Source organism: Betaproteobacteria bacterium (assembly GCA_016713305.1).
Lineage (GTDB): Bacteria > Pseudomonadota > Gammaproteobacteria > Burkholderiales.
In genome coordinates this window covers 21,302-47,604 of record JADJPK010000007.1, presented here as the reverse complement: position 1 = coordinate 47,604, position 26,303 = coordinate 21,302, and the positions used below count along the sequence as shown (strand labels likewise).

Annotated in this window: 19 protein-coding genes; 10 read left to right on the top strand and 9 right to left on the bottom strand. The window is 67.5% G+C overall.

All coding sequences use genetic code 11. From position 1 onward, the window contains the following. Positions 1–77: 77 nt before the first annotated feature. Complete coding sequence (locus tag IPK20_08335) at positions 78–821, bottom strand: RNA methyltransferase (GenBank protein ID MBK8016723.1); 744 nt, start codon at positions 819–821, stop codon at positions 78–80. Between the two features lie 78 nt (positions 822–899). On the opposite strand from IPK20_08335, the gene IPK20_08330 reads away from it, so the two are divergent. From IPK20_08330 to dinB, 7 genes are all read left to right on the top strand, one after another. Then, complete coding sequence (locus IPK20_08330) at positions 900–1,715, top strand: inositol monophosphatase (GenBank protein ID MBK8016722.1); 816 nt, start codon at positions 900–902, stop codon at positions 1,713–1,715. A 135-nt stretch (positions 1,716–1,850) separates the two neighbouring features. Continuing rightward, entirely contained in the window at positions 1,851–3,692 is a 1,842-nt protein-coding gene (locus tag IPK20_08325; protein ID MBK8016721.1) for a PAS domain S-box protein, read from the top strand. Next, a complete protein-coding gene (locus IPK20_08320) occupies positions 3,689–4,093 on the top strand; it encodes a response regulator (protein ID MBK8016720.1) in 405 nt (134 codons plus the stop codon). Before IPK20_08325 ends, IPK20_08320 begins: the two co-directional genes overlap by 4 nt. Before the next feature lie 4 nt (positions 4,094–4,097). Next, on the top strand, positions 4,098–7,424 hold the full coding sequence (locus IPK20_08315; GenBank protein MBK8016719.1) for an EAL domain-containing protein: 3,327 nt from the start codon (positions 4,098–4,100) through the stop codon (positions 7,422–7,424). A gap of 306 nt (positions 7,425–7,730) precedes the next feature. Continuing rightward, positions 7,731–10,256: a DNA mismatch repair protein MutS gene (gene mutS / locus IPK20_08310; GenBank protein ID MBK8016718.1), complete on the top strand. Its 2,526-nt coding sequence runs from the start codon at positions 7,731–7,733 to the stop codon at positions 10,254–10,256. Positions 10,257–10,334: 78 nt separating this feature from the next. Continuing rightward, positions 10,335–11,477, top strand: coding sequence for a geranylgeranyl reductase family protein (locus tag IPK20_08305; protein MBK8016717.1), 1,143 nt, complete (start codon positions 10,335–10,337; stop codon positions 11,475–11,477). A gap of 10 nt (positions 11,478–11,487) precedes the next feature. After that, on the top strand, positions 11,488–12,705 hold the full coding sequence (gene dinB, locus IPK20_08300) for a DNA polymerase IV (GenBank protein MBK8016716.1): 1,218 nt from the start codon (positions 11,488–11,490) through the stop codon (positions 12,703–12,705). Positions 12,706–12,736: 31 nt separating this feature from the next. Here dinB and IPK20_08295 read toward each other — a convergent pair whose 3' ends face one another. The 6 genes from IPK20_08295 to ccmI all read right to left on the bottom strand — a co-directional run bounded on the left by IPK20_08295 (position 12,737) and on the right by ccmI (position 19,765). Continuing rightward, positions 12,737–12,907 carry a hypothetical protein gene (locus tag IPK20_08295; GenBank protein MBK8016715.1) on the bottom strand — a complete coding sequence of 57 codons (171 nt, stop codon included), beginning with the start codon at positions 12,905–12,907 and terminating at the stop codon, positions 12,737–12,739. A 26-nt stretch (positions 12,908–12,933) separates the two neighbouring features. Beyond that, positions 12,934–13,425 (bottom strand): hypothetical protein, encoded by a 492-nt coding sequence (locus IPK20_08290; protein ID MBK8016714.1) that lies wholly within the window; start codon positions 13,423–13,425, stop codon positions 12,934–12,936. Positions 13,426–13,487: 62 nt separating this feature from the next. Continuing rightward, complete coding sequence (locus IPK20_08285; protein MBK8016713.1) at positions 13,488–16,625, bottom strand: hypothetical protein; 3,138 nt, start codon at positions 16,623–16,625, stop codon at positions 13,488–13,490. Positions 16,626–16,834: 209 nt separating this feature from the next. Further along, positions 16,835–17,470, bottom strand: a complete 636-nt coding sequence (locus IPK20_08280; protein MBK8016712.1) for a DNA-3-methyladenine glycosylase 2 family protein — start codon at positions 17,468–17,470, stop codon at positions 16,835–16,837. Between the two features lie 85 nt (positions 17,471–17,555). Then, on the bottom strand, positions 17,556–18,557 hold the full coding sequence (mltB, locus tag IPK20_08275) for a lytic murein transglycosylase B (GenBank protein ID MBK8016711.1): 1,002 nt from the start codon (positions 18,555–18,557) through the stop codon (positions 17,556–17,558). Next, positions 18,554–19,765 (bottom strand): c-type cytochrome biogenesis protein CcmI, encoded by a 1,212-nt coding sequence (gene ccmI / locus IPK20_08270; protein MBK8016710.1) that lies wholly within the window; start codon positions 19,763–19,765, stop codon positions 18,554–18,556. Before ccmI ends, mltB begins: the two co-directional genes overlap by 4 nt. A 208-nt stretch (positions 19,766–19,973) precedes the next feature. On the opposite strand from ccmI, the gene IPK20_08265 reads away from it, so the two are divergent. After that, positions 19,974–20,678: a hypothetical protein gene (locus tag IPK20_08265; GenBank protein ID MBK8016709.1), complete on the top strand. Its 705-nt coding sequence runs from the start codon at positions 19,974–19,976 to the stop codon at positions 20,676–20,678. On the opposite strand, the gene IPK20_08260 is transcribed toward IPK20_08265, so the two are convergent. Next, positions 20,667–21,212 carry an Lrp/AsnC family transcriptional regulator gene (locus IPK20_08260; GenBank protein MBK8016708.1) on the bottom strand — a complete coding sequence of 182 codons (546 nt, stop codon included), beginning with the start codon at positions 21,210–21,212 and terminating at the stop codon, positions 20,667–20,669. The two genes, IPK20_08265 and IPK20_08260, sit on opposite strands and share 12 nt — an antisense overlap. Before the next feature lie 193 nt (positions 21,213–21,405). On the opposite strand from IPK20_08260, the gene mdeB reads away from it, so the two are divergent. Then, positions 21,406–24,105, top strand: coding sequence for an alpha-ketoglutarate dehydrogenase (gene mdeB, locus IPK20_08255; GenBank protein MBK8016707.1), 2,700 nt, complete (start codon positions 21,406–21,408; stop codon positions 24,103–24,105). 59 nt (positions 24,106–24,164) lie between these two features. Here the strand turns inward: mdeB and IPK20_08250 are convergent, their stop codons facing one another. Continuing rightward, positions 24,165–24,989 (bottom strand): PEP-CTERM sorting domain-containing protein, encoded by an 825-nt coding sequence (locus IPK20_08250; protein MBK8016706.1) that lies wholly within the window; start codon positions 24,987–24,989, stop codon positions 24,165–24,167. A 332-nt stretch (positions 24,990–25,321) separates the two neighbouring features. Here IPK20_08250 and IPK20_08245 point away from each other — a divergent pair, with 332 nt between their 5' ends. Beyond that, positions 25,322–26,161 carry an HAD-IA family hydrolase gene (locus IPK20_08245; protein MBK8016705.1) on the top strand — a complete coding sequence of 280 codons (840 nt, stop codon included), beginning with the start codon at positions 25,322–25,324 and terminating at the stop codon, positions 26,159–26,161. Positions 26,162–26,303: the final 142 nt, after the last annotated feature.

The window sequence follows — 26,303 nt, the reverse complement described above, 5'->3', positions numbered from 1 at the left end:
CGACGATGGGACGGAAAACTTTAGGGGAATCATGAACTCCGGAGTGGGGGAACCCCTCGGGATACCACCTCCGGCCACTAGGAATTCTTGCGCCGCAGCAACTCGATCGCGCGCAGGATCCCTCGAAGAATCTGAACTTCTTCCCGCTCGAGTCGCGCGCGGGCCACCAGGCGCCGCAACCGCGGAAGCAGCCGCTTGGGATTGTCGCGGTCGAAGAACCCGATCCCGGCCAGCACGGACTCGAGATGAACGTGCAATCGTTCGATATCTTCGTGAGAGGCGAGTTCCGGGTCCGGAACGGCCGGGAGCACCGCTGCGCCGGCCGCCAGCCGGAGTTCGTAGGCAAAGATCTGCACGGCGGCCGCCAGATTGAGCGACGAGTACTCCGGATTGCTCGGAATCATCGCCGAGAGGCTGCAGGCCCGCACCTCATCGGCCGTAAGTCCGCTCGCCTCCGTCCCGAACACGAAGGCCACCTGCCCTTGTCCGGCACACCCCATGGCCTGGGCGGCGGCTTCCCGGCTCGTCACCAGTTCGTGGGAGGCGTCGTAGGAATGGCCCACCGCCGCCACGGCCAGGACCGTCCCCTCGAGCGCTTCTTCGAGGCTGCTGCACACCCGGGCTCCCGCCAGCACATCCACGGCATTCGAGCTCAGGGCATCGGCCGTGGGATCCGGAAACCGCCGCGGGTTCACCAGCACCAGGTCGCGCAGGCCCATCGTCTTCATGGCCCTGGCCGTGGAGCCGATATTGCCAGGGTGGCTGGTGTGCGACAGAACGATGCGGACATTGGCCAGGCGGCCGGCGTCGGTCGGGGTCATCGGGTCAGATAAGGACTTGAGGAAGGGTAAGGGCTAGAATCGCGGGCTTTCCGAATCCGACACCGCTCAGGCGACTCCATGCACCCCATGCTCAACATCGCGGTCAAGGCTGCGAGGCGCGCCGGCAACATCATCGAGCGCGCCTCCGACAACCTGGACACGCTCACCGTGCGCCACAAGTCGCTCAACGATCTCGTGTCCGAGGTCGACCGCGCGTCGGAAGACGCCATCATCGAGACGCTGAAGAGCGCCTATCCGGACCACGCGATTCTAGCGGAGGAAAGCGGCGCAGCCGGCGACTCCGAGTACGTCTGGATCATCGATCCGCTCGATGGCACCACCAATTTCCTGCATGGCTTTCCGGTGTACTGCGTGTCCATCGCGCTGGCCCACAAGGGCGTGCTCACCCACGGCGTCGTCTACGACCCGACCCGCAACGACCTCTTCACCGCATCCCGGGGCCGCGGCGCGTTCCTCAACGAGCGCCGCATCCGTGTCTCGCGGCGCGACAAGCTGCTCGACTGTCTTCTTGCCACGGGCTTCCCCTTCCGGATGTTCGATCACACCGACGCCTACGTCGCCATGCTGAAGGAGTTCATGCCCAAGTCCGCAGGCATTCGCAGGCCGGGTGCCGCAGCGCTCGATCTCGCGAACGTGGCGGCGGGCCGGATGGACGGCTTCTGGGAAATCGGTCTGTCGCCCTGGGACATGGCCGCGGGCGCCCTCCTCGTGCAGGAAGCCGGCGGGCTCGTCGGGGATCTGGAAGGGAACGAACACTTTCTCGAGACCGGACACATCGTCGCGGCGAATCCCCGGATCTTCACGCAGATGCTGCAGGTCATCGAACCCCATCTTCCCGCCAGCCTCCGCCGTTCCAGCGGCAATCCGCCCTGAGGGCCGAGGTTTCCACCAGGGGCTGCGCTCCCCTGACAGAAGTGCCTATCTTGTGTGCAAGTACCGCTGTGCTAAGTTGACGCGACTGTAGCGCGCACCGAAACCCGTGCGCGCATCTTCGCTCGGGAGTTCCCAATGGACGAACTCGACGAGGCCCCGGTCAGCGGTTCCGGAGATGGCAGCGTCGTTTTGTCGACCTCCGGAGAAGTCCTGCAGTGGACAGCGGCCGCTGAGGCCTTGTATGGCTACAGTCCCGAATTCGCGCTCGGCCGCAGCCTCGACGAACTCGTCGTCGTAGGCGAACGCGCCCTCCTCGAGCGGCATCTCCTGCAGGACACCCTCGCCGCCGGCGACGCGGAAGCGGAATGCGTCCGTCGGCACCGCGACGGCTGCCGCCTGATCCTCCGCGTGCGCAACCGGCTCGTGCCGGGATCGGACGGCGCAGCACCCTCCATCGTGAGCCAGGCCTGGGATGCCTCGGACGTCATCGCGCGCCGCCACATCGAATCGCTGCGCACGATTCACGCCCCGGTATTCGATGCGGTCCCCGAGGGCCTCCTGGTGGTCGAACCCACCGGCCGGATCGTCTTCGCGAATGTGCGCGCCGTCCAGATCCTGGGCCACGACGGCGAAACGCTGCTCACCCGGCCCATCGAGTCGGTGCTGCCCTCGAGCCCCGGCACATTGCCCGGCCAACGCTGGTGGCACACGCCGCAGATGCCCGGTCGGCCGCGCACGGTGACCACCCACCAGATCGAGGCGCTGCATGCATCCGGCTCCACCGTCCAGCTCGAATTGAGCGTCGGACGGCTTTGGTTCGACGGCGTCGGTCTCGCCGTCGTTTCGCTGCGTTCCATCGGCGAGCTGAGCCGCGCCGAACGGAAGTTCCGCTCCCTGCTCGAAGCTGCGCCCGATGCGATCGTGATCGTCGACCGCACAGGCAGGATCGTGCTCGTGAATTCCCAGACCGAACGGCTCTTCGGCTACACCCGGTACGAGTTGCTGGACCGCCCGGTGGAAATCCTTCTTCCTCACCGCTTCAGCCCGTCCCATGGCGTGCACCGCGACCGCTTCTTCGACGACCCGCGGGTCCGACCCATGGGCGCGGGCCTCGATCTTCATGGCCTGCGCAAGGACGGCACCGAGTTTCCCGTGGAGATCAGCCTGAGTCCGCTCGAAACCGACGAAGGCATGCTCGTGTCCAGCGCCATCCGCGACATCACGGAACGCAAACGCATCGAGCAGCAGCTTCGCCAGACCAATGCGGAACTGGAGGAGGCGAGCAAGGCGAAGGACCGCTTCCTCGCCAGCATGAGCCACGAGCTTCGTACCCCGCTCAACGGCATCATCGGATTCACGGGCACGTTGCTCATGCGCCTGCCGGGGCCTCTGACGGCCGAACAGGAAAAGCAGCTGCGCACGGTGCAGTCGAGTGCCCGGCATCTGCTGGCCCTCATCAGCGACCTTCTCAATCTCGCCCGCATCGAAGCGGGCCGGCCCGAGTTCCAGTTCGAGCGTCTCGACTGTTCGCGTCTGGTGGACGAGATCCTGTCGTCGCTCTCGCCCCAGGCACGAGACAAGGGTCTGGTGTTCCTCGTGGAAGTGCCGGATGCCCCGTTGTCCGTCACCACGGATCGCAAGGCGTTCAGCCAGATCCTCATCAATCTCGTCCAGAACGCGATCAAGTTCACGGACAGCGGATCCATCCACATCCGTTTGCGGCCCGCGGTGATGCCCGGCCGCACGGGCGTGTTCCTGGAAATCGAGGACACGGGAATCGGCATCCACGTCGACGACCAGCCGCTGCTGTTCCGCCCGTTCAGCCGTGTCGTGGCCAAAGGGGAACGCGGGCGCGAAGGCGTCGGGCTGGGCCTGCATCTGTCGCGGCAGCTGGCGGAAGCACTGGGCGGCAGCATCTCGCTGTCCAGCACGCCAGGCATCGGCACGCTCTTCACGGTGGAGATCCCCGACCGATGATCGACGCTGCCGTGATTCTCGTGATCGAGGACGATCCGTCCAGCCTGGAACTCGCGCGGTACCTGCTGGAGACGTCCGGTCACCGCCCCATCACTGCCGACAACGGCGGCGACGGCCTGCGCCTCGCGCTCGGCGGCACCTGCGACCTGGTCCTGTGCGACCTGCAGATGCCGGTGCTCGACGGCTTCCAGGTGGTGTCGGCGTTGCTCGCCAACCCGCACTGGAGCCGCGTTCCCGTCATCGCCGTCACGGCGCTGTCGATGGAAGGTGACCGCGAGACGGCGCTCGCGGCGGGTTTCGACGGCTACATGTCCAAGCCGATCGTGCCGGAGACCTTCGTCTCCGAGGTCGAAACCTATCTGCCGCCTTCACTTCGCCGGACAACCGCGGCGGGCGGGTAGCGTCATGGCCACGATCCTGGTCGTCGACGACCACCCCACCAACCGCGACGTGCTCCTCGCCATTCTGGGATTCCAGGGCCACCGCCTGCTGGAAGCCGCGGACGGACAGGAGGCACTGGAGATCGTCCACGATGCCTCGCCTGATCTGGTGATCTGCGACATCCTCATGCCGACCATGGACGGTTACGAATTCGTGCGCCGGCTGCGGGAGGATCCGGGGTTCGCGGGCACGCCCGTCATCTACTACACCGCCCACTACCGTGAACATGAAGCCCGGTCGCTGGCGGCGCAATGCGGCGTCGAACAGGTGCTGCTGAAGCCCGTGGAACCGGAGGCCGTTCTCGATGCCGTGGGCCGGGCGCTGGGATCGCCTCCCGCGAGGGACAGGGGCCTGGTGCCCGAGACGTTCGACCGCGAACACCTGCGTCTCGTGACCGACAAGCTGTCGGAGGAGACGCGGGGACACCTCAACGCGAGCAGACGGCTGGCCGCGCTGACCGAACTCAATCTGGCGCTCGCCTCCGAGAAGGAACCCGACCGGCTCCTCGACGGTGTCTGCCGGGGTGCGAGAGAACTCATCGGAGCGCGCATCGGTGTTCTCGAAGTGCGGGACAAGAACGGCGGCGAAAACCTCCACGTGGCGTTTTGCGGCCTGGCCGACGAGGTCCGGTCGGCGCTGCAACGTCCGGGCTGCGGTGATGGCCCGCTCGGAACCCCCGACATCGGTGTGCGCGCGAAGCGGCTGGAAAATCCCGGAGGCAAGGCGGAAGCCGTCGGGCTCGCACCGGAACTGGGTCCCGTCCGCGCGGTCCTCGCCGGACCCGTCGCGTCACATACGATCGTCTACGGCTGGATCTGCGTGCTGGACAAGGTCGGCGCGGACCGTTTCACCGAAGAAGACGAGCATCTCCTCGACATCCTCGGCCGGCAGGTCGGCCGGATCTACGAGAACGGCAGCCTGTTTCGCAAGGTGCGGCAGCATGCGCTGGCGCTCGAGGCCGAGACGCGCGCCCTGACTCTCACGCAGCAAAGGCTGGCCGCGCAATACGCGGTGTCGCGCGTGCTCGCCGATGCCGACGATCTGGCGCACGCGGCGGCGCCGCTGCTCGACGCCATGTGCCGATCACTGGGGTTCGACGCCGGCACCGTCTGGCAGGTCAATCCCAAGGAAGGCCGGATACGGTGCCTCGGCGCATGGACGGACGGCTCCGGGCGCTTCGCGCATTTTGCCGAGACGAGCCGGCAGGCGAGCTTCCCGGTCGGCCAGGGCATGCCGGGAATCGCGTGGAGCCGCGAGGAACCGGTCTGGGTCGACGATCTGTGGTGCATCCCGCCCTCGCCCCGTTCCGAGGCGGGGCTCGCGGCCGGGCTGCGCTCGGCGGTGGCCTTTCCGATCACGCAGAGCGGCCATCCCATCGGTGTCATCGACCTGTTCTCCGGCGAGCGCCGCGACGAGGACCCCGAACTGATGCAGGCACTGGCGGCCATCGGCAATCTGATCGGCCACTTCCTCGAGCGCAAGGCCCAGCAGGTCGACATCGCGAGGCTCAACCGGATCTACAGCGTGCTGAGCCAGATCAACTCGCTGATCGTGCGCGTGCGCAGCCGGACGACCCTGTTCGAGGAGTCCTGCCGCATTGCCGTGACCAAGGGCCGCTTTCTCTTCGCGTGCATCAGCGAGTTCGACGCGGCCACCGGCAAGGTGACACCCGCATTCTTCGCCTCCGAGGACTTCGCCGATGCCCTGCGGGACCTGCCGCATCCGGTCGAGGAACCGGTGGGCGCGCACCTCGTGCGTACCGCTGTCCTGACAGGAGAGGTGGCGATCGACAATGAAGTCGACCTCGATGAAGAACACGCCACGGCATCCGCTGCCGCGCGCTCGATGATCGCCCTGCCCCTCGTCGCGGAGGATCGTGTGCTGGGCGTCCTGTGCCTGGGCGCCCCGGAACCGGACTTCTTCAACGACGGTGAACTGGAGCTTCTGCGGGAACTGGCCGGCGACATCGCCTTCGCACTCGTGTCCATCGACAAGGCGGACCGCCTGGACTATCTCGCGCGCTTCGACGTGCTGACCGGCCTGCCGAATCGCAAGGAACTGATGGACCGCCTCGAGCAGAGTCTGCACGGCGCCCGCCGCCGCGGTGTCGCCCTGGCCGTGGCCGTCATGGATATCCGCCGCTTCCACCAGGTGAACGACACCTTCGGACGGGTCGCAGGCGACCAGTTCCTGCGCGAGTTCGCCGCGCGCTTCGTCGAACGCTGGCCCGACTCCGAGTGCATGGCGCGGCTGGGCATCGATTTCTTCGCTGGTGTCATCCCGGATATCTCGGGCAGCAGCGAGGCGCTGGGTTCGGTTCTGGCCGTCCAGGAACACCTGCACGCCCGGCCGGTCGAAGTCGCCGGCGAGAGCATCGCCGTCACGACCCACGCGGGCATCGCCATGTTTCCCGCAGATGCGGAGGACGCGCAGACGCTGACACGTCTGGCCGAAGCTGCCCTCGCCCGCGCGAAGTCGGCCGGCGAGCGATGCGTCCTCTATCAGCCCGACATGAGCCGGCGCCCGGTGGGCACCCTTCTGCTGGAGAACCGCCTGCGCCGCGCGCTCGAGCAGCAGCAGTTCGTCCTGCATTACCAGCCGAAGGTGGATACTCTCACCCGCCAGCTGAAGGGCCTCGAGGCGCTCATCCGCTGGAACGATCCCGAGCGGGGACTGCAGATGCCGGCCCAGTTCGTGACGGTACTCGAGGAAACCGGAATCATCGTCGACGTCGGTCTGTGGTCGCTCCGGCGTGCCATCGAGGATGCGCGCTGGCTCGCACGGCAGGGCAGGCCGGTGCCGCGCATCGCCGTGAACGTGTCCGCCCTCCAGTTGCAGCAGCGCGACTTCGTGGAGTCGGTGGGCTCGCTGCTGGCCGAGACGGGAGCGGGCGGCGATCTCATCGACCTGGAGTTGACCGAGAGCATGGTGATGCGCGACGTGGACGCGAACATCGTCAAGCTCGCCGCGCTGGGGGAGATGGGTGTGCGCATCGTCATCGACGACTTCGGCACCGGCTATTCGTCCCTGGCCTATCTCGCGCGCCTGCCCATCCACACGCTCAAGATCGACCGTTCGTTCATCCACACGATGACGCAGTCGCCGGAGAGCATGACCATCGTATCCACCATCATCTCGCTCGCCCACTCCATGGAACTCGACGTGATCGCCGAGGGCGTGGAATCGGAGGAGGAAGCGAAGTTCCTGCGCCTGCTCAAGTGCGACGAGCTGCAGGGCTTTCTCTTCGGCAAGCCCATGCCCATGGCGGAGATCGCGCGGCTTCCCGGCTGACGTTCCCGCTCGCATCCTAGCCGGCTCCGGCAGACGGTCACCACGTCCGCTCCGGCTCCGGCCAGGCGGGTCCTGGCTGTCCCGCTCGCCCCGCGCGGCGCCATGCCGGGGGAGCCCGGTGCGCCGGCATGCGGCAGGTCGGCGATAATCCGACGGCGCGAGCGAACCGTCCGCCGCTCTTCCGGCGGCCCGGCGGCACGCTGCGCCGATGCCCACGAGACCCCCTTGGAACGATTCGACCCTCCGTCGCAGGACCGCGTGAACGCCACGGCGAACGAGCCCGCCCTGGCGGGGCACACGCCCGTCATGCAGCAGTACCTCAGAATGAAAGCGCAGCACGCGGACAAACTCCTGTTCTTCCGCATGGGCGACTTCTACGAGCTGTTCTTCGACGACGCCGAGAAGGCTGCGCGCCTGCTGGACATCACCCTCACCCGCCGCGGCACTTCGGCCGGGGCGCCCATTCCCATGGCGGGTGTTCCCTATCACGCCGCGGAGCAGTACCTCGCCCGGCTCGTCCGCCTTGGCGAATCCGTCGCCATCTGCGAGCAGATCGGCGACCCCGCGCTGTCGAAGGGGCCGGTCGAGCGGCAGGTCACGCGCGTGGTGACGCCCGGCACTCTCACGGACGCGTCGTTGCTGGACGAGCGCCGCGAGAACACCCTGCTGTCGATCTTCGTGCAGGGAAAGCGGGTCGGCCTCGCCTGGCTCTCGCTCGCCTCCGGCAGTTTCCGCGTGACGGAGGCGCCCCTGGCGAATCTTCAATCCGAGCTGGCGCGCCTGGCCCCGTCGGAGATCCTGTGCCCCGAAGCCGGAATGCCTCCCGAGGTCGAATCGGCCTCCGTACCCCGACGTCACCTGCCGGACTGGCATTTCGACGTGGAAAGCGCGAGGCGGTCGCTCACGAGCCTGTTCCAGACGCGCGATCTCGCCGGATTCGGTGCGGAGGAACTGTCGCTGGCGCTCGGGGCGGCCGGCGCGCTGCTGCAGTATGCGAAAGCCACGCAGAGCGCTTCCATGGCACACGTGAACGGCCTCACGGTCGAGCACGCGGATTCGCTGGTGGTGCTCGACGCCGTCACGCGCCGCAATCTGGAGATCAGCGAGACGCTGCGGGGCGACCCTGCGCCGACCCTGCTGTCCACGTTCGACACCTGCATCACGTCGATGGGCAGCCGTCTGCTTCGCCACTGGCTGCACCATCCCGTGCGGGACCGCCTTGTGCTCCGGGGCCGTCTCGATGCCGTGGACCGGCTGCACGCCGGGCCCTTCGAAGAGATCCGCCAGGCGCTGGAGGACACGGCGGATCTCGAGCGAATCGGCGCCCGCGTGGCCATGCGCTCCGCACGCCCGCGTGATCTGTCGGGCCTGCGGGACACACTCGCCCGTCTGCCCTCGCTGGCCGCCGCCGCGGCGGCGGTCGCCAGCCCGCGTGTAGTCACGCTTTCGTCTGCGCTCGGGGTCGATGCGACGGTCTCCGCACTCCTGAGCCGCGCGCTCATGGAAACGCCCTCGGCGGTGCTGCGCGAAGGCGCAGTGATCGCGACCGGCTACGACGCGGAGCTGGACGAGCTTCGTGCCATCCAGACCAATGCCGGCGACTACCTGGTCGCGCTCGAGCAGCGCGAACGGGAGCGCACGGGCATACCCAGCCTCAAGGTCGAGTACAACCGTGTCCACGGGTTCTACATCGAGATCACCAACGCGCACGCTGACAAGGTGCCCACGGACTACCGGCGCCGCCAGACGCTCAAGAACGCCGAACGCTACATCACGCCGGAGCTGAAGGCCTTCGAGGACAAGGCCCTGTCGGCCCAGGACCGCGCCCTGGCGCGCGAGAAGCTGCTGTTCGAATCGCTGCTCGACGCGCTGCTGCCGTCGATTCCGGCGCTCCAGTCCGCCGCGGCCGCCGTCGCCGAACTGGACGTGCTGGCCGCATTCGCGGAACGGGCGCGCGTGCTCGATCTGTCCGCGCCCGAACTGAGCGACGACGAGGGCATCGTCATCGAAGGCGGCCGGCACGTGGTCGTGGAGCGCCAGGTGGAGCAGTTCGTGGCCAACGACACCCGGCTCTCTCCGGCCCGGCGGATGCTGCTCATCACCGGACCGAACATGGGCGGCAAGTCGACGTACATGCGTCAGGTGGCGCTCATCGTGCTGCTCGCGAGCTGCGGATCGTTCGTCCCCGCCCGCCGGACCGTCCTGGGTCCGATCGATCGCATCTTCACGCGGATCGGCTCGGCCGACGACCTCGCCGGAGGCCGCTCCACGTTCATGGTGGAGATGACGGAAGCCGCGAACATCCTTCACAACGCCACCGCGCGATCGCTGGTGCTGATGGACGAGATCGGACGCGGCACCTCCACGTTCGACGGGCTTTCGCTCGCCTGGGCCATTGCGCGGCATCTGCTGGAACGCAACCGCTGCCTGTGCCTCTTCGCGACGCACTACTTCGAGCTGACGCGGCTGGCGGAGGAATACAGCGAAGCCGCCAACGTGCACCTGGATGCCGTGGAACACAAGGACCGCATCGTGTTCCTGCACGCGCTGGAAGAAGGTCCGGCGTCCCGCAGCTACGGGCTGCAGGTGGCGCAACTTGCGGGCGTGCCACCCGGCGTCATACGCAGCGCACGCAGGAAGCTGCAGGAGCTGGAGACGGCCGCCGTGCCGCAGGGGGATCTGTTCGCCGTCGCGTCGGCTTCCGTCCCGCCCGAACCGGCGGCAGCGGCATCCCACCCCGCCGTGGAACGGCTCGCGCAGATCGATCCGGATTCCATGAGCCCGCGCGAGGCCCTCGATGCGCTCTATGCGTTGCGAGCGCTGCTCGGCTGACGCGCACGGCCGGCGGCGCCGGGCCGACGGACTGGCGGGACCGTGCCGTGAGCGGAATCCGCGAGGAAGCCTCGGACCGTGATCCACGACGCCATCGTGGTGGGCGCGGGACCGGCGGGCAGCTTCTGCGCGTACCGGCTGGCTCGCGCAGGGGCGTCGGTGCTGCTCCTGGAAAAAGCCGCCATGCCGCGCCCGAAGGTCTGCGGCGGGGCCCTGTCCCGCAAGGTCTTCAGGCTCGTGGACTTCGATCTGTCCCCCATCGTCCACAACGGGGTACGCCGGGCCACGCTCACCTACGGCAATGAACTCTCGGTGGACGTGGACCTGCAGGAAGCCGGCGCATGCACCACCGTGCGCGAGGAATTCGATGCCTGGCTCGCGGAACGCGCACGCAGTGCCGGTGCCTCGGTCCTGGAAGGTACGCGATTCATCGGCGCGGAAGAGACCGCCGATGGGGTGAGCGTGGAAACGTCGGCGGGAATCTTCCGGTGCCGCCATCTCGTCGGGGCGGACGGCGTGGGCAGCCAGGTGCGAAAGCGGATGATGGGCGGAGGCTCCGTGCGGCAGGTGCCGTCCGTGGAGCTGCTGCTTCGCGTGTCCCCGTCCGTTCTCGACCGCTATCGCGACCGCGCCCTGTTCGATCTCGGCGGGATGAGCCGGGGCTACGGCTGGATCTTTCCCAAGCGCGATCACCTCAACGTCGGCATCTATTCCCCGCTGGGCGCGAGGCAGCTGCCCGCCCAGCTCGATGCCTTTCTCGGCCTGCACGGTGATCTGCGCGGTGCCCAACCGCTGGCGCGGCTCGGCTATGCGATCCCGCTGTTCGACCGTTCCCGCCCCCTGGCCCTCGGCCGCACGATCCTCGTCGGCGATGCGGCCGGCTGCGTCGAAGGGGTTTACGGCGAAGGCATCTACTACGCCATGCGCAGCGGCGACCTCGCAGCGCGTGCGCTGCTCGAGGCCGCGAACGGCGGCAGCGATGCGGCAGCCCGTTACCGCGCCGCCATGGAACAGACGCTGGCGCCGGAACTCACCATCTCCAACTGGATTGGCCGTGCCTATTTCGCGTTTCCGCGGTTCTCGTTTCGCCACCTCGCCATGAATCCCCGGGGCCAGCGCAAGTTCGCCGGCATCATCACCGGGGACGTGAGCTATCGCGATTGCCTCCGGAGCATGATCCGCAGCGCGCCCCGCTGGCTGTTCACCGCGGCGAAGGCCTGAGACCACGGCAATGAACGCTCCGTCCGGGCGCCTCATCGCTCATCTGGACATGGACGCGTTCTACGCGTCGGTCGAGCTGCTGCGATATCCGGAGCTGCAGGGGAAACCCGTGGTGATCGGCGGCGGGAGACGCCATCAACCCACGGCGGGCGGGGACGGAAAGCGTGCGTTCGCCGTGTTGCGCGACTACGCGGGTCGTGGCGTCATCACCACGGCCACGTACGCCGCCCGCGCCTTCGGCGTGCACTCCGGCATGGGCCTCATGAAAGCCGCCGCGCTGTGTCCCGACGCGGTCCTCCTGCCCGTGGATTTCGACGAGTACCGCAAGTACTCGCGGCTGTTCAAGGCGGCCGTCGCGGAACTCGCCCCGCTCATCGAGGATCGCGGTATCGACGAGATCTACATCGACCTCACGCAAGCGGCAGCAGGATCCCACGACGGCGGACGTTCCGTCGCGCGGGCCATCAAGGAACGCGTGCGCTCGGCCACGGGGCTTTCCTGCTCCATCGGACTGTCACCGAACAAGCTGCTGTCCAAGATCTGTTCCGATCTGGACAAGCCCGACGGCCTCACGGTGGTGACGGCCGAGGACATCCCCGCGGTCATCTGGCCCCTGCCGGCGCGGCGCATCAACGGCATCGGCCCCAAGGCCGCGGCGAAGCTGGAACGGATGGACATCCGCACGATCGGGGAACTGGCCGGCACTCCTCCGGAAGTCCTCGCCGAGCACTTCGGCCGGAGCTATGGCCGCTGGATGCACGAGGCCTCCCACGGCCGTGACGACCGGCCGGTCGTCACCCACAGCGAACCGAAATCGTTCAGCCGCGAAACCACGTTCGAGCACGATCTGCATCCGCGCAACGACCGCGAGAAGCTCGGCACCCTCTTCACGTGGCTGTGCGAACAGGTGGCCGCGGACCTCGACCGCAAGGGATACGTCGGGCGCACCATCGGACTCAAGCTCCGCTACGACAACTTCAAGACGGTCACGCGCGACCGCAGCATCGATCACTACACCGGCGATGCGAGGGAGATCCGGCGCGTGGCCGGCGAGTGTCTCAAGCGGGTGCCGCTGGACCGGCGGCTGCGGCTGCTGGGCGTGCGGGTCGGCGCGGTCGTGCGCCGCGAGGAAGCTGCGGCGCCAGGCGCGGAAGTCAGCCACCGGAGGTCCGTGGCGCGTGAACGGGGCACGCTCCCCCTGTTCGCCCCGGACCCCGCCGCGCGCTAACGCCGGACGCCGGCGACGCGCCAGACACCGATCACGAATCTGCCGAACCGGAACGGCGCCTCGTCCGTTCCGGTGCTTCTTTCAGAACTGCCCATAACTCTTCACTGCCGTTGAACGCGACCGACTCTCCCCGCGCAAGCACTTCGACGAGGCCGGCGACCTCGCGGCCCGGCTCGTCGCTGCGCCGATAGACGCGGATCACGTAACAGTCCCGCGACGGCTCGCTGCTCACGGCGTTTCCCACTCCCACTCGATGTCGTCCCAGGCCACCGCGGGAGTGACGCTGACGAAGTTGAATTTGCCCTTGCCCTTGATGCCCGTGAACGGACCGGTGCCGCCGAGCAGGGTGATCACCCCGGCGCTTCCCGTCGGGGTCCCCTGGGAGTCGCAGCGCGCGAACAGCTTGTGGCCGTCCTTGTTGGTGAACGTCTTGAGGCAGTACCCTCCGCCGCCTCCGTCGCCCACCCAGGCCACGTGATAGTGCGCCTTGTCGAGCAGGCGATCGAGGCGGCCGCCGCCCCCATTCCCGAAAACAAGGCCGTCGAGCTCTCCGGACATGGCGCTCTTCATGGGGTGGCCGTCCATCGCCTTCACTTCGTTGAACTTGGTGCTCACGAGCACACAGTGCCCGCTGAACCTGCCCTTCTCCGCCGAGGCGATTCCAGGAAATGCGGTGACGGCGACGATCGCGGCGATGATCGCGGTGATGGATGTCCTCATGGCCCTGCCTCCAGTTGACGCGGCGACATCGCCGCACGCGGGACAGATTCACGTCAGCGGCCTTACGGATCGTGTACGGATTCAGAACTCGCCTTGCGGGCGAGCTCCTGCGACTTTCCCGTTGGAGACATGCCCAGCACGACCGACAGCAGTTGTCTCAATCGGCGATACGCCAGCATCGCTTCCGCAGGCCTTTCCAGGGCGATGAGACAGCGCATGACCCCCTGGTGGAACGACTCCGCCAGATCGTCCGCTTCGATTCCCTTGCGATACCACTGCAGTGCCTTCTCCCAGCGGCCCTCCCGTTCCGCAAGTTCAGCAATGCGTTCCACCGCCTCCGCGAAGCGGCTCCGCAGGAGCGCCCTGCGGCTCGTGCTCCACGGTTCGTCTGCCTCCTCGGGCAGGAACTCGCCACGGTAGAGGCTGCAGGCCGCTTCAAGTTGCGGCAAGTCGTCCGAGGCATGGGTATTCTCGAAAAAACTTTCCGCATCGACCCAGCAGATCGTCCGGTTCAGGCTCACGACCTCGTCGCTCAGGAGAATGGCGTCGGTGCGCTCGAGGAGCTTGCGCAGACGCGTGAGCGTCACGTCGAAGCTCTTGCGCCCCGCATCTCCCGGTTCCTCCGGCCACAGGGCATCCATCAGCCGCGCGACCGGCACTCGTACCGATCCGAGCGCGACGATCGCCTTGAGCAGCATCAGAGGCCTGCGTGGCGCCTTGCCCGAGAAACGCAGCGGCTCGCCCTCGATCCGCAGGTCGAAGCCGCCCAGCGTGCGTAGCCGCACCGCCCAGGGCCACCGTGCCGAAGCCAGCGGGGGAGGAACGATGCGCATCCTCCGGATGAACTCTGCGGCGTGCTCCGTCTCTATCCCTTCATCGAGCACATCAGAGAGAATCCGGGACATCAGCCGGCTGAAAACGAACAGCGACTGATGCAAACTCCGACTTCCGAAGGCGCGCCAGTTCGCCATCGCCTTCTCGAGCAACGCGAGTCCCGCGGCACGATCGCCCCACAAGACCATGCCCGACGCCTCGATCAGGTCCACTTCGATGCCACCGCTGATGAAGCATGTGTCCCGCAGGATTGCGCGCAGCAACTGGATGCGTTCGTGGGTGTCACGCTGTCCGCTGGCGCAGATGCAAGCAACCAGGTCGTGCATTCGCGCATACACCTCCAGCCAGACCATCCCGGATGCTCTGCCCGCCTCGATGAAATCGGCACCCAGCGCTTCCGCTGCGCGTTCGTCACCCGAGGCCCATGCGGAATAGAACTGACCGTAGACGCTCTGGAAGCGCGTCATCGGACCTCCGGAAGACCCGAATTCCATCATCCGCCGGGCGTTGATCCTGATGCCGCGAACGTCTCGCAATCCCAGCAGAGACACGAACCGGTAGTTGGGGATCAGACATTGGAACGCGAATGTGCGGTCGAACCCGTGGGCGATGCCGATCTCTTCGGCCAGGTCGAGGGCGTGTAACGAATCCTCGTAGCGCCCGGCCAGGCCCAGGTGCCAGCCCAGACGCATCTGCCACCACATCCGGGCGATCGGCGCGATGGCCGTGCCCCGTGCGAGCAGCGCGCCCTGGGAGACCGCGATCCGGCTCCTGCGCTCGTCGGCGGTCAGGTTGCAGTAGGCCAGGAGATTCATCGCCGCACCGAGCTTGCCGTTGTCGTCCATGTCCTCGTCCAGCATGGCCGTGACCCGCTCGACGCAATCGGGCAGCAGCGGATGGCCCGGAGCGACATAGACCAGCCCGAGAAGAAAGCTGCAGGTGACCTTCTGCTCGAATGCCGAGTTGCCGAGGAAATGAATGCGTCCGAAGGTTTCTCCCAGCGCCTCCACCCAGCGACGGAGCGGGCGGAAATCGCTCCACTCGTAGACGTGGGCTTCGATGATGGCGGCCGCCGCCAGCGAACGACCCAGAATATCGCCGGCGCCGGAGAAGAGATCGAACGCGCGTTCGAGATGCTGGCGGGCATCGGCAGGGTCCATGGCCATCACCGAGGCGCCCAGCCAGTAGCGCAGCCACGGCGACTCATCGAGCGTAGGGGATGGGAGCGACAGGATCCACTCCTGCAAGGTCCTGTTGCGACCCTGCACCAGAAGTGGCGCCGATCGCCTCTCGACCAGTCCGGAGATCGCGGCCCAGTCGCCGGCATCGCGAAACAGTTCGAACGCGTCGTTGTCGCTCCCGTGCGCCTCGAGCAACCGCCCGGCGCGGCTCAACAGGCGAGGAAGTTCTCCCGCGTCGACCAGAGCGGCAGCACGGGCCTTGAGGAAGTCGCGGAACAGCGCGTGGTACCAGTACACGGGCTCGGCGCCCGGGCGCCGGTGAGTGAACAGGTGCCTCCTGTACAGATCCTCGAGTATCTGCGCTGCCTCGTTCACGCCGGTGAGGTCCCGGGCGACCGAGAGCGGAATCTGGGACAGATGCGCCGTCACGGCAAGAAAGCGTTGGACCGGCGGCGCCAGCTTTTCGAAGATCACATCGGCGAAGTAGCCGAAGATGGCGTCGCGCCCTTCCGGCAAATCCACCGTCTGGAGCCCGGTTCTGCGGCAACCCTCGATCATCAGGGTCAGTCCGGCCACCCACCCGCCGCAACGTTCGTTCAGCAGCGAGGAATCGGTCTCGGAGAGCGCGATCCGGTCCGAGGCGATCACCCTCGCCTCCTCGTCGGTCAGGCGCAGTTGATCCCAGTCCACGCGCACCACCCGCTCATTCGCCACGAGCCGCGCGTAGGTCTCCGGGGGATCACGCCGGCTGATCGCCACCAGGGCGATCTCGGGCGGAAGCTCCTCCACGGCATCCGCCACGAGGCGGTGCAGCAACTGGCCGGAATCGACCTCCTGATAGTTGTCCAGCGCCACCACCGAACCCGCCGGCAGCCGGTCGAAGAGGTTGCGGAAGAAGCGCCGGGCGAACTTCTCCGGGTCCGCCAGATACTCGGGCGTCAGCGATGGCAGCGGTTCCTGGCCGCGCCGTCTGAAGGCGGCTGCAGCCTCACGGAGAAAGTGAAAGAACGTCGGCAGGTCCGCGTCGCCGCTGTCCATCTGGAACCACAGGCCCGGCGCATCGCGCGCGTCGAGCCAGCTCGCCACCAGCGTCGTCTTGCCCGCGCCGGGCGGACCGACCACACAGATCGCCCGATTCTGCTCCCGGGCCTCGTCCAGGCGACGGAACAGGCGAACCCGCGGCACGGCGCCGTGGAGACGTGGACGAATGAGTTTCGCGGGAAGCCGTTGCCTGACCATGCGATGCTCCAGTGAGCGTGGAAACAGGGTAACGCGGACGGTCTTACCGATAGGCTACGGATGGGATTGCATATTCCCGAATCGCCAGCACCCGCCGAACCGGGGCGGCGGGTCTGTGGACCGCACGATTCTGAAGCAGCAACGTGCCACCCGTCTCACGCCTCCGCCGCCCGCCACAGGTACCACGACGCCACGCTCCGGTAAGGCGCCCAGCGCTCGCCCACCACCTTCAGCTCCCGCGGGGTGATGCTGTCGCGGCCGCGCGCATGCCGCAGAAACCCGGCGCGCACGCCGTAATCGTCCACGGGCAGCACGTCCAGGCGCCCCAGCGTGAAGATGAGCAGCATCTCCACCGTCCAGCGACCCACGCCCAGAACCTGCGTGAACTGCCCGATCAGCGCCTCGTCGTCCATGGCGGAAAGACCGCGGCGGCTCACCGGAATCACGCCGCCGATCGCCGCTTTGGCGATCGCCCTCACGTAACGCGCTTTCTGACGTGACAGTCCGGCGGAACGCAGCGCCTCGTCCGGAAGCTCGAGGACGGCATCGGGGGCCGGGAACGGTGTGCCGGGGTACAGATCCATGAACCGCCGAAGAATCGACGCCGCCGCCTTGCCGTGCAGCTGCTGGTACATCACGGCACGCACCAGCGCCTCGTAGGGACCGCGACGCCAACGCGGCTGCAGTCCGCAGGGACCATGCGCGGCGATGAGCCGTCGCATGAGGGCGTCGCGTTCGGCGAGATGGTGCTGCGCATCGACGAGCCGCGCGGCGTGTTCGGCAGGTTTCATGGGTCGCTCCGGTTTCGGGCCAGATGTTCGGGCGGGACGGAAAGCAGCGCCTGATGCGGCAACGATCCCGCGCCGGGCGGGGTGCCTACCAGGACGCCCGGCTGCGGGCTTCCGACAGCGCCCGGGCCAGCTGCCACACGGCCAGGGCGTAGTTCTGGCTGCGGTTGTACCGCGTGATGGCGTAGAAGTTGTCCAGGCCTGCCCAGTACTCCGCCTCGTTCTCGCCCTCGTACAGCAGCAGCGATGCGAGCTCGCCGTCCTTGAGGGGCCGCTCGGTCGTCACCCCCTTGGCATCGAACTGCTGGCGCCCGGCCGCGGGCTTCACGCCGAGGCTCACGAGCGAAGCGGCCTCGGAGGGTTCGCGCACCGTCGCGCGCAGCACGACGTCCGCCCCGCTCTGCCAGCCGAACTGACGGAAATAATTGGCGACGCTGCCGATGATATCGGCCGGGCTCGACCAGAGATCGACGCGCCCGTCCGCATCGAAGTCCACACCGTAACGGCGCAGGCTGGAGGGCATGAACTGGGGCCAGCCCATGGCGCCGGCGTAGGAGCCCTTCACGGTCCGCGGATCCACGATGCCGTCTCGCGCCAGGAGCATCAGTTCCTCGAGTTCCGACTGGAAGTACGCCGCCCGGTTCTGGCCTTCGAACCCGAGGGTGAAGAGCGCGTCGAGCACGCGGTAGCTGCCCGTCGTGCGGCCATACACCGTTTCCACGCCCACGATCGCGACGATCAGTTCCTCCGGCACCCCGAACGTCTCGCGTGCCTGCACGAGCAGCGGCGCATTGTCGCGCCAGAAGGCCACTCCGCCATCGATGCGGGGCTTGCTCAGGTAGTTCGCGCGGAAGACATGCCAGGGCTTGGCCGTGCCGGGCGTCGCAATCGCCCGGAGCACGCCGGGCAGCACCTGGGCCTCGAGCAGCAGCTCGCGCACCTTTCCTTCATCGAGGCCGTGCCGTGTGCAGATGCGTTCCGTGAACAGCGCCACGTCACCCCGCAGCATCGGCGGGAACTCGTATGCCCGCACGGGCGGCGCGAACGCACCCGCCATGAGCGCGAGCATCTGCCGGCGCGAGACCGTCACGGCACCTGCCGGTCGATCACGACCCTCACGCCCGCCGCACCCGGTTTGACCGGCGAGCTGCTGCCTTCGAGGTCGCCGGCCGAGGGCGTTGCCGATCCGGTGAGAGAAATCCGCGCGGCCACGACGACCTGGCTTTGCGACGACAGTTTCGCGCCCGTGCCCATCCCCATGCTGTCGTCCAGGCGGAACTTCACCGGGAGATCCTTCACCGACGCACGCATCACGGCAAGCGGCATGCGGGGCCCCTGGACCGGTCGCGCGAAGATGAACACGGTCGCGTCAGGGGGGAGCTTGGCAGAAAGGGCGGGGGCGACTTCCACCATGCCCGTGATTCTCTCCTTGCCATCGGTGGCCTCGGCCGGTTTCTGCGCCATCGCCGCCTTTGCTTCGGCGATGCCACCGTCGATCGCCTTGGCGAACTCCGAGCCGTCAGGTGCCAGCGCGCGCAAACGCTCCCAGTAACGGACGGCGCCGGCGAAATCGCGCGACTCGAAGGCCGCGGTCCCGAGCAGTGCCAGCGCCTTCTCGTTCTTGGGGTCCAGCGCCAGAGCCCGCGCGGCGAGACCCGCCGCATCGCCCTGCACGCGGCCGCCTTCGATCATGGCCAGGGTCTCGGCCAGGTCGACATAGCCGGAAGGATCCTTCGGGTCCGCGGCGATGCCTTTCTCCAGCGCCACCGCAGACTCGCGCATCTTGCCCAGCGCGCGGTAGGCCCGCCCCAGCATCTTCCAGCCCTTGGGATCCTCCGGGTGTTGCCGCATGCGCTGAGCGAGGCGTTCGGTGAGATCGACCATCTTCTGCCGTTCCGCCGCTTCCTCCTGCGTCATGCCCAGCCGCTTCACCGGATCGAGCGCCGCGGGATTGCCCAGCAGCGCGTAGAGCCCGATGGCCGCGAGCGGCAGCACCACGGCGAGCGCGACGGCAATCCACTTGCCCGACCGGCCTTCGGAGGCGACCGCCGATTCGGCCGCGCGCAGGTCCTCCGCCAGCCTGTCCTCGATCTCCGCCCGGGACTGGTCGTACTGGTCCCGCGAGAGCGTTCCCTTGTCGAGGTCCGTCTTCAGCTCGGCGAGCTGATCGCGGTAGATGGAGACGTTGGCCGACTCGGAAGTGACCCGGGCACGCCGGCTGCGCCACAACAGAGGCGGCAACAGGAAGGCCAGTGCAGCGGCCACGCATGCCGCTGCGACGAGAGAAAAGGTGAGCATGAAATCCGAAAGGTGAAGACGTCCGAAGCCGAAACCCGGATTCGGCGAAGGTCCGGATTATAGCGACGCCCCTCGGCACGCCGGTGGCCGGATGACGGACGAATGATCCCGCAGTGCCGCATCGCCAGCGCGCCGGAATTCCGCGAACCCGGCGCGGCGTCCCGTGTCCGAACAGGACCCTGCAACCACGTACAAGCGGAGACCGATGATGAACCCGATCCAGGCACCTGTTGCCGCCTTCCTTCTGTCCGCCGCGGCCGCCTCTCCGGCGCTCGCGGTGTCGCTCGGCCAGCACAACGATTTCGAGGACGGCTCGACCCAGGGCTGGATCACCGGCTTTCCGAATCCCGTCCCCCCCGAACTCGCGGCAGGCGGGCCGGCCGGAGCGGACGACGACTATCTGCGCCTCACCTCCCTCGGAGGCAGTGGCGCCGGAAGCAGGCTGGTCGCGATCGGATCGGCGGGCTGGGACGGGGACTACGTGGCCGCGGGCGTCACGGCGCTTTCGATGGATGTCGTCAACCTCGGCGCATCGGATCTGCACCTGAGGCTCCTGATCGAGGACCAGACGGCAGGCGGCTCGCCCGCCAACATGGCCTATTCTTCGCAGGCCATATCGCTGGCGGCGGGGAGCGGCTGGCAGACCGTGGTGTTCGACCTTTCCGCCGATGCCCTGACCCCGCAGCTCGGATCGGTGACGACCGCCCTGCAAACCGCCGCCTTCATCCGCCTGTACAACAGCTTCAACCCCGGCTTCCCGGGGGACACGTCGGTGTCGTCCCTGGGAGTGGACAACATCACCGCGGTGCCCGAACCGGGCACCGTCCCCTTGACGGCTGCCGGCCTGCTGCTCCTGACAGCCCTCGCGGGCAGGCACTCGAAGGCTGCCGGATCGCGTGCATCACCTGCGTGAAGGAGGGCGGCTGCGGGAAAGGGGCGCCTTTGCCGATCCGGGTCTGCGGGCGGCGTCCCCGCTGGGGAGCGGCAAGGCAGTCTGGTACTTGACCTGCTTGAGTGCGATGCTCGACTGGATGTTGCCCACGCCGGGAACCCTCGACAGGTAGTTGACGATGAACTCCTGCAATGCGGGCAGATCCGGCACGACCACGCGGAGCAGGTAGTCCGCGTTGCCGGTCATGAGGTAGCACTCCATGACCTCGGGCCGTTCGATCATCGCGTTCTCGAACCGCTCCAGCGCAGTCTCGATCTGCCGTTCGAGCCGCACCTGGATGAACACGCTCACCTGCAGGCCCAGACGCTGGGCGTCCAGCAGCGTGACGTAGCCGCTGATGTAGCCGCGCTCCTCCAGCGCCCGGACCCGCGCGAGACAGGGCGAAGGCGACAGGTTCACGGCCTTCGCCAATTCGACGTTGCTCATGCGGGCATCCCCCTGCAGCAGGGTGAGGATCCGCTGGTCCGTGGCGTCGAGCCGTGACGTGTCGTTCATGTGCAGGCAGTCCGATGAGGGCGCGCGGCAGCATAACATGCTGCCAACGGCGCAGATACTTCACGTTTGTTCTTACAACAGCTCTCTTTGCCGGCATCTTCGGCATCCCGTGCTCGTGATTTCCCGATAACATCCGTTATTCACCCGATCCCCCGTCACCGTTTGCGGATCGCGAACTCCGGAGCCTATTTCCATGACCGATCTTTCCGACATCCAGCAACTCGACTGGTCCACCTTCTGGCGTGTCCTGCCCAAGGACATCGACCCCGTGGAGACCCGCGAGTGGCTCGGCGCCCTCGAATCCGTGATCGAGAACGAGGGCCCGGAGCGCGCGACCTACCTGCTGCGCAAGCTGCTGGATCACGCCCGCGACAAGCACGTGCCCATGCCGCCGGTGCTGAACACCCCCTACCGCAACACCATCCCGCTCAGCAGCCAGCCGCAGTTCCCGGGCAATCTGGAAATCGAACAGCGGCTGATCGGGCTGGTGCGCTGGAACGCGCTCGCCATGGTGGTCCGGGCCAACAAGGCGAACTCGGAACTGGGCGGACACATCGCCAGCTACGCCTCTGCGGCGGATCTGTTCGAGGTGGGCTTCAATCATTTCTTCCGCGCGGGGCAGGCGGGCGATCTCATCTACTTCCAGCCGCACTCCGCGCCCGGGGTGTACTCGCGCGCCTTCCTCGAAGGCCGGCTGGGGGAAGAGAACCTCGACAGCTATCGCCGGGAAACGGGCGGCACCGGGTTGTGCTCCTATTGCCACCCCTACCTGATGCCGGAGTTCTGGCAGTTCCCCACGGGGTCCATGGGCCTGGGACCGCTGAACGCCATCTATCAGGCGCGCTTCATGCGCTACCTGGAGCACCGCGGCATCCTCAAGACCTCCGGGCGCAAGGTGTGGTCCTTCCCTGGCGACGGCGAGATGGACGAACCGGAATCGCTCGCCGGGCTGTCGCTCGCGGCGCGCGAAGGCCTCGACAACCTGATCTTCGTGGTCAACTGCAACCTGCAGCGGCTGGATGGCCCGGTGCGCGGCAACGGCTCCATCGTGCAGGAACTGGAAGGCCTGTTCGCCGGCGCCGGCTGGAACGTGATCAAGCTCCTGTGGGGGTCCGACTGGGATCCGCTGTTCGCGCGCGACATCGACAACGTGATCGTCAAGCGGCTGCACGAGACGGTGGACGGCGAGTTCCAGCGGTACGCCGCCACCGACGGCCAGTTCAACCGCGAACAGTTCTTCAGCAAGTACCCCGAATTGCAGTCGCTGGTGGCGCACCTGTCGAACGAGGACATCGACCGCCTCCGCCGCGGCGGTCACGACCCGGTGAAGATCTACGCGGCCTACCACGCGGCCATGAATCATCGCGGCCAGCCGACCGTGATCCTGGCCCAGACCAAGAAGGGTTACGGCATGGGCCACTGGGGCCAGGGCAAGATGACCACGCACCAGCAGAAGAAGCTGGACGACGAGGCGCTGATCGCCTTCCGTGACCGGTTCGCATTGCCGCTCAGCAACGACGACGTCACCAGCCTTCGCTTCCACAAGCCGGCCGCCGACAGCCCGGAGATGAAGTACCTCCACTCCCGGCGCGAGGCGCTGGGCGGCTATCTCCCGCAGCGCGTGGGCAAGGCGAAGGATCTGCCGGTGCCCGCCGTGCAGACGATCCAGAAGTTTCTCGAAGGCACCAACGGCCGCGAGCAGTCCACCACGATGATCTTCGTGCAGATGCTCACGCAATGGCTGAAGGACGCCACGCTGGGCAAGCACATCGTTCCCATCGTCGCGGACGAGGCGCGCACGTTCGGCATGCAGGCACTCTTCCGCCAGATTGCCATCTATTCGTCCGTGGGCCAGCTGTACGACCCCGAGGACAAGGACGAGCTGCTCTACTACAAGGAAGCCCGCGACGGCCAGATCCTGGAAGAAGGCATCACCGAGGCCGGCGCCCTGTCGTCGTGGATCGCGGCCGCCACCAGCTACAGCGCGCACGGCGTGCCGATGCTGCCCTTCTACATCTTCTATTCCTGCTTCGGCTTCCAGCGCATCGGCGATCTCGTCTGGGCCGCCGGCGACTCGCGCGCCCGCGGCTTCCTGCTCGGCGCCACGGCAGGCCGCACGACGCTGTCCGGCGAAGGCCTGCAGCACGAGGACGGCTCGAGCCACGTACTGTTCTCCACCGTGCCCAACTGCGTCGCCTACGACCCGTGCTTCGGCTACGAACTCGCCCTCATCGTCCAGGACGGCGCACGGCGCATGCTCGAAGCGCAGGAGGACGTGTTCTATTACGTCACGGTGATGAACGAGAACTACGTCCATCCGGCCATGCCGGCGGGCGCGGAACAAGGCATCCTCAAGGGCATGTACAGGCTGCAGGAAGCGAAGGCGAAGAAGGGCCAGGCCCGGGCGCAGCTCATGGGGTCCGGCACCATCCTGCGCGAAGTCATCGCGGCGGCCGAGATGCTGGCAACCGAGTGGAACGTGGCGGCGGACGTGTGGAGCGTCACGAGCTTCACCGAACTGCGCCGCGACGGCATGGACGTGGAACGCTGGAACCGGCTGCATCCCGCGCAGGCGCCGCGAAAGTCGTGGGTGGAAAGCTGCCTCGCGGACACCGCCGGTCCGGTCGTGGCGGCCACCGACTACATGCGTGCCGTGCCCGACATGGCCCGCACGTGGGTGCCCCGCAAGTACGTGACGCTCGGCACGGACGGCTACGGACGCAGCGATTCCCGCGCCAACCTGCGCCGCTTCTTCGAGGTGGACCGGCAGAACGTGGTCGTGGCCACCCTCACGGCGCTGGCGGACGAGGGCACGATCAAGCGCGAGGTCGTCGCCCAGGCCATCGAGAAGTACGGCCTCGCCACGGACCGCGCGAATCCCTGGGACGCCTGAGACCGCGGCGCCCCGCGAAAAAAGGCCGGGATGTCCCGGCCTTTTTTGTTACCTGCGGGTCAGCGCCGGCGGCGCAGCGCGAACCCCACGCCAGCGAGCCCCAGCGCCAGCATTGCCATGGAGGACGGTTCAGGCACGGGCACCGGTTCGCCGTAGATGAAGTCATCCATGACCACGGTGTCCTGCCCCGGCCCGGACGAATTGCCGTTGGCGAGCAGGATCGAATCGCCGGTCACGATGCGCACCCGGCTGATGGCCGCCGTCTGGAAGATGGCGCCCGCAAAGCTCAATTCGCCGCTGCCGCCGCGAGGCACGTCGATGGTGAGCATCAAGTTGCCGGCCGTGTCGTAGAACGACATGGTGGATCCCCGCGCCTCCACGTCCTCGAACACGGCACCGAACGCCATCGTGGTCGCCTGCTGGTCCGGAACGACGGGGTTGTAGAACGTCACGTCGGTGATGTTGCTCCCCACCGGAGAGAACATGCGCTGGGCGCTGAAGGGAATGAAGTCGCCCGGGAATCCGAACGCCGGCGCCGTGGCCGTGGGATTGTCGTCGTCGGCACTCACCAGAAAACCGCTGCCCGGCGTGGAAAACTCGATGCCCCGGGCCCGGCCGCCCGATCCGGAATTGAAGAAATCCCCAGGGAACAGGTTCGGATCGGAAGAGGCGTCGGGCACGCCGTCCCAGTTGATCTCGCGGCGGCCGCCGGCGAAGTTGGCCGCGCCCGAGTTGAGCGCGCCCAGCGTGGCGCGGAACTGGTCGACGGTCTCGGTGATGAAGACCGCCGAACCGTTGTCGGAATTGACGATGATGGCCTGGGCCGAGGGGGCCGAAAAAACGAAGCCGAGCGCCAGACCCGCTGCAAGTGCCTTGGGATTCATGAGGTGTCTCCAGGATTCGGTTGATGACCGGAGCCTGTCGTCGGACCGGAGCAACGCGGGACCGACCCAGGTCTCTCTTCCGACTGTGCGAACGCAGCGACACTTCTCCCGCGGCCATTGGAGCACATCGTCATGACAGCGGCAATGCGCCGTGGCGGCACGCGGCCTGCCGCGCAGGGAAGTCCCGGACCGCTGTACCGTAGACATGGAGGGACCGGTTAGCGGTTCCCTGCGCGCCCAACGCGGAGCCTTCATGAACCGTTACCGTCCGCCTCCGTCGACCGGCACCTTCCCTTGACCCCTCCCCCCTCCTCAGGCATCTTCCGGCGCCTATGACCGCCCCCTCCACCCGGTTCGACACCCTCGTCGAACGCTACGATCTCTTCCTGTTCGATGCCTACGGAGTGCTGGTGCACGGCTCCGGCATCATGCCCGGCGCCCGAGAAGCGATCGGGCGGCTGGACGCGGCGGGCAAACCGTACTTCGTGGTGACGAACGACGCCTCGAAACTGCCCGCGACCTCTGCGGCCCGCTACGCGCGACTCGGTCTGCATCTCGACCCGGCGCGGATCGTCACCTCCGGCATGCTGCTCGAACCGTACTTCGCGGATCACGGACTGCGAGGCGCGCGCTGCGCCGTGCTGGGCCCGGCCGACGGAATCGCCTACGTGGAACTCGCCGGCGGCCACGTCGTGCCCGCCACCGCGGACTTTGATGTCCTGGCGGTGTGCGATGAGTCCGGCTTTCCCTTTCTGGCCACCGCCGACGCCGCGCTCACCAGCCTCATCCGCATGATCGACGCCGGCCGCACGCCGCGGCTGATCCTGCCCAACCCCGACATCCTGTATCCGGAAGGCACCGACGCGTTCGGCTTCGCGGCAGGCAGTGTCGCACTCATGTTCGAGGCCGCGCTGGCGCGCCGCTACCCCGACCGCGAGGATCTCGGGTTCGTGCCGCTGGGCAAACCGCACCCGCACCTGTACCGCCATGCGCTGGCGCTGGGCGGTGAAGCCCACGCGGTGATGATCGGCGACCAGCTCGAAACGGACATCGCGGGCGCCAATGCGGCAGGGATCGATTCGGCGCTGCTGACCGTGGGGGTCACCCGGATCGCGCAGCGGACCCTTCCCCCGGCCCTCCGACCCACCTGGCTGCTGTCGCAGCTCGCATGAGCGATCGACGCTCGAGGCCCGCGCCTCGCACGGGCACGCATCGCATGTGCGGCCGCCATCGCGCCGCGGTGCGAGCGTGTAGCGCACAGCGCCGTCGGCCGGCCTCGGCGGGCCCGGACCTGCATTCGTGACCGGTACCCGT

Coding starts and splice junctions, on each gene's coding strand:
- IPK20_08335 (MBK8016723.1), bottom strand. CDS start 821: ATGACCCCGACCGACGCCGGCCGCCTGGCCAATGTCCGCATCGTTCTG.
- IPK20_08330 (MBK8016722.1), top strand. CDS start 900: ATGCACCCCATGCTCAACATCGCGGTCAAGGCTGCGAGGCGCGCCGGC.
- IPK20_08325 (MBK8016721.1), top strand. CDS start 1,851: ATGGACGAACTCGACGAGGCCCCGGTCAGCGGTTCCGGAGATGGCAGC.
- IPK20_08320 (MBK8016720.1), top strand. CDS start 3,689: ATGATCGACGCTGCCGTGATTCTCGTGATCGAGGACGATCCGTCCAGC.
- IPK20_08315 (MBK8016719.1), top strand. CDS start 4,098: ATGGCCACGATCCTGGTCGTCGACGACCACCCCACCAACCGCGACGTG.
- mutS (MBK8016718.1), top strand. CDS start 7,731: ATGCAGCAGTACCTCAGAATGAAAGCGCAGCACGCGGACAAACTCCTG.
- dinB (MBK8016716.1), top strand. CDS start 11,488: ATGAACGCTCCGTCCGGGCGCCTCATCGCTCATCTGGACATGGACGCG.
- IPK20_08290 (MBK8016714.1), bottom strand. CDS start 13,425: ATGAGGACATCCATCACCGCGATCATCGCCGCGATCGTCGCCGTCACC.
- IPK20_08280 (MBK8016712.1), bottom strand. CDS start 17,470: ATGAAACCTGCCGAACACGCCGCGCGGCTCGTCGATGCGCAGCACCAT.
- ccmI (MBK8016710.1), bottom strand. CDS start 19,765: ATGCTCACCTTTTCTCTCGTCGCAGCGGCATGCGTGGCCGCTGCACTG.
- IPK20_08265 (MBK8016709.1), top strand. CDS start 19,974: ATGAACCCGATCCAGGCACCTGTTGCCGCCTTCCTTCTGTCCGCCGCG.
- IPK20_08260 (MBK8016708.1), bottom strand. CDS start 21,212: ATGAACGACACGTCACGGCTCGACGCCACGGACCAGCGGATCCTCACC.
- mdeB (MBK8016707.1), top strand. CDS start 21,406: ATGACCGATCTTTCCGACATCCAGCAACTCGACTGGTCCACCTTCTGG.
- IPK20_08250 (MBK8016706.1), bottom strand. CDS start 24,989: ATGAATCCCAAGGCACTTGCAGCGGGTCTGGCGCTCGGCTTCGTTTTT.
- IPK20_08245 (MBK8016705.1), top strand. CDS start 25,322: ATGACCGCCCCCTCCACCCGGTTCGACACCCTCGTCGAACGCTACGAT.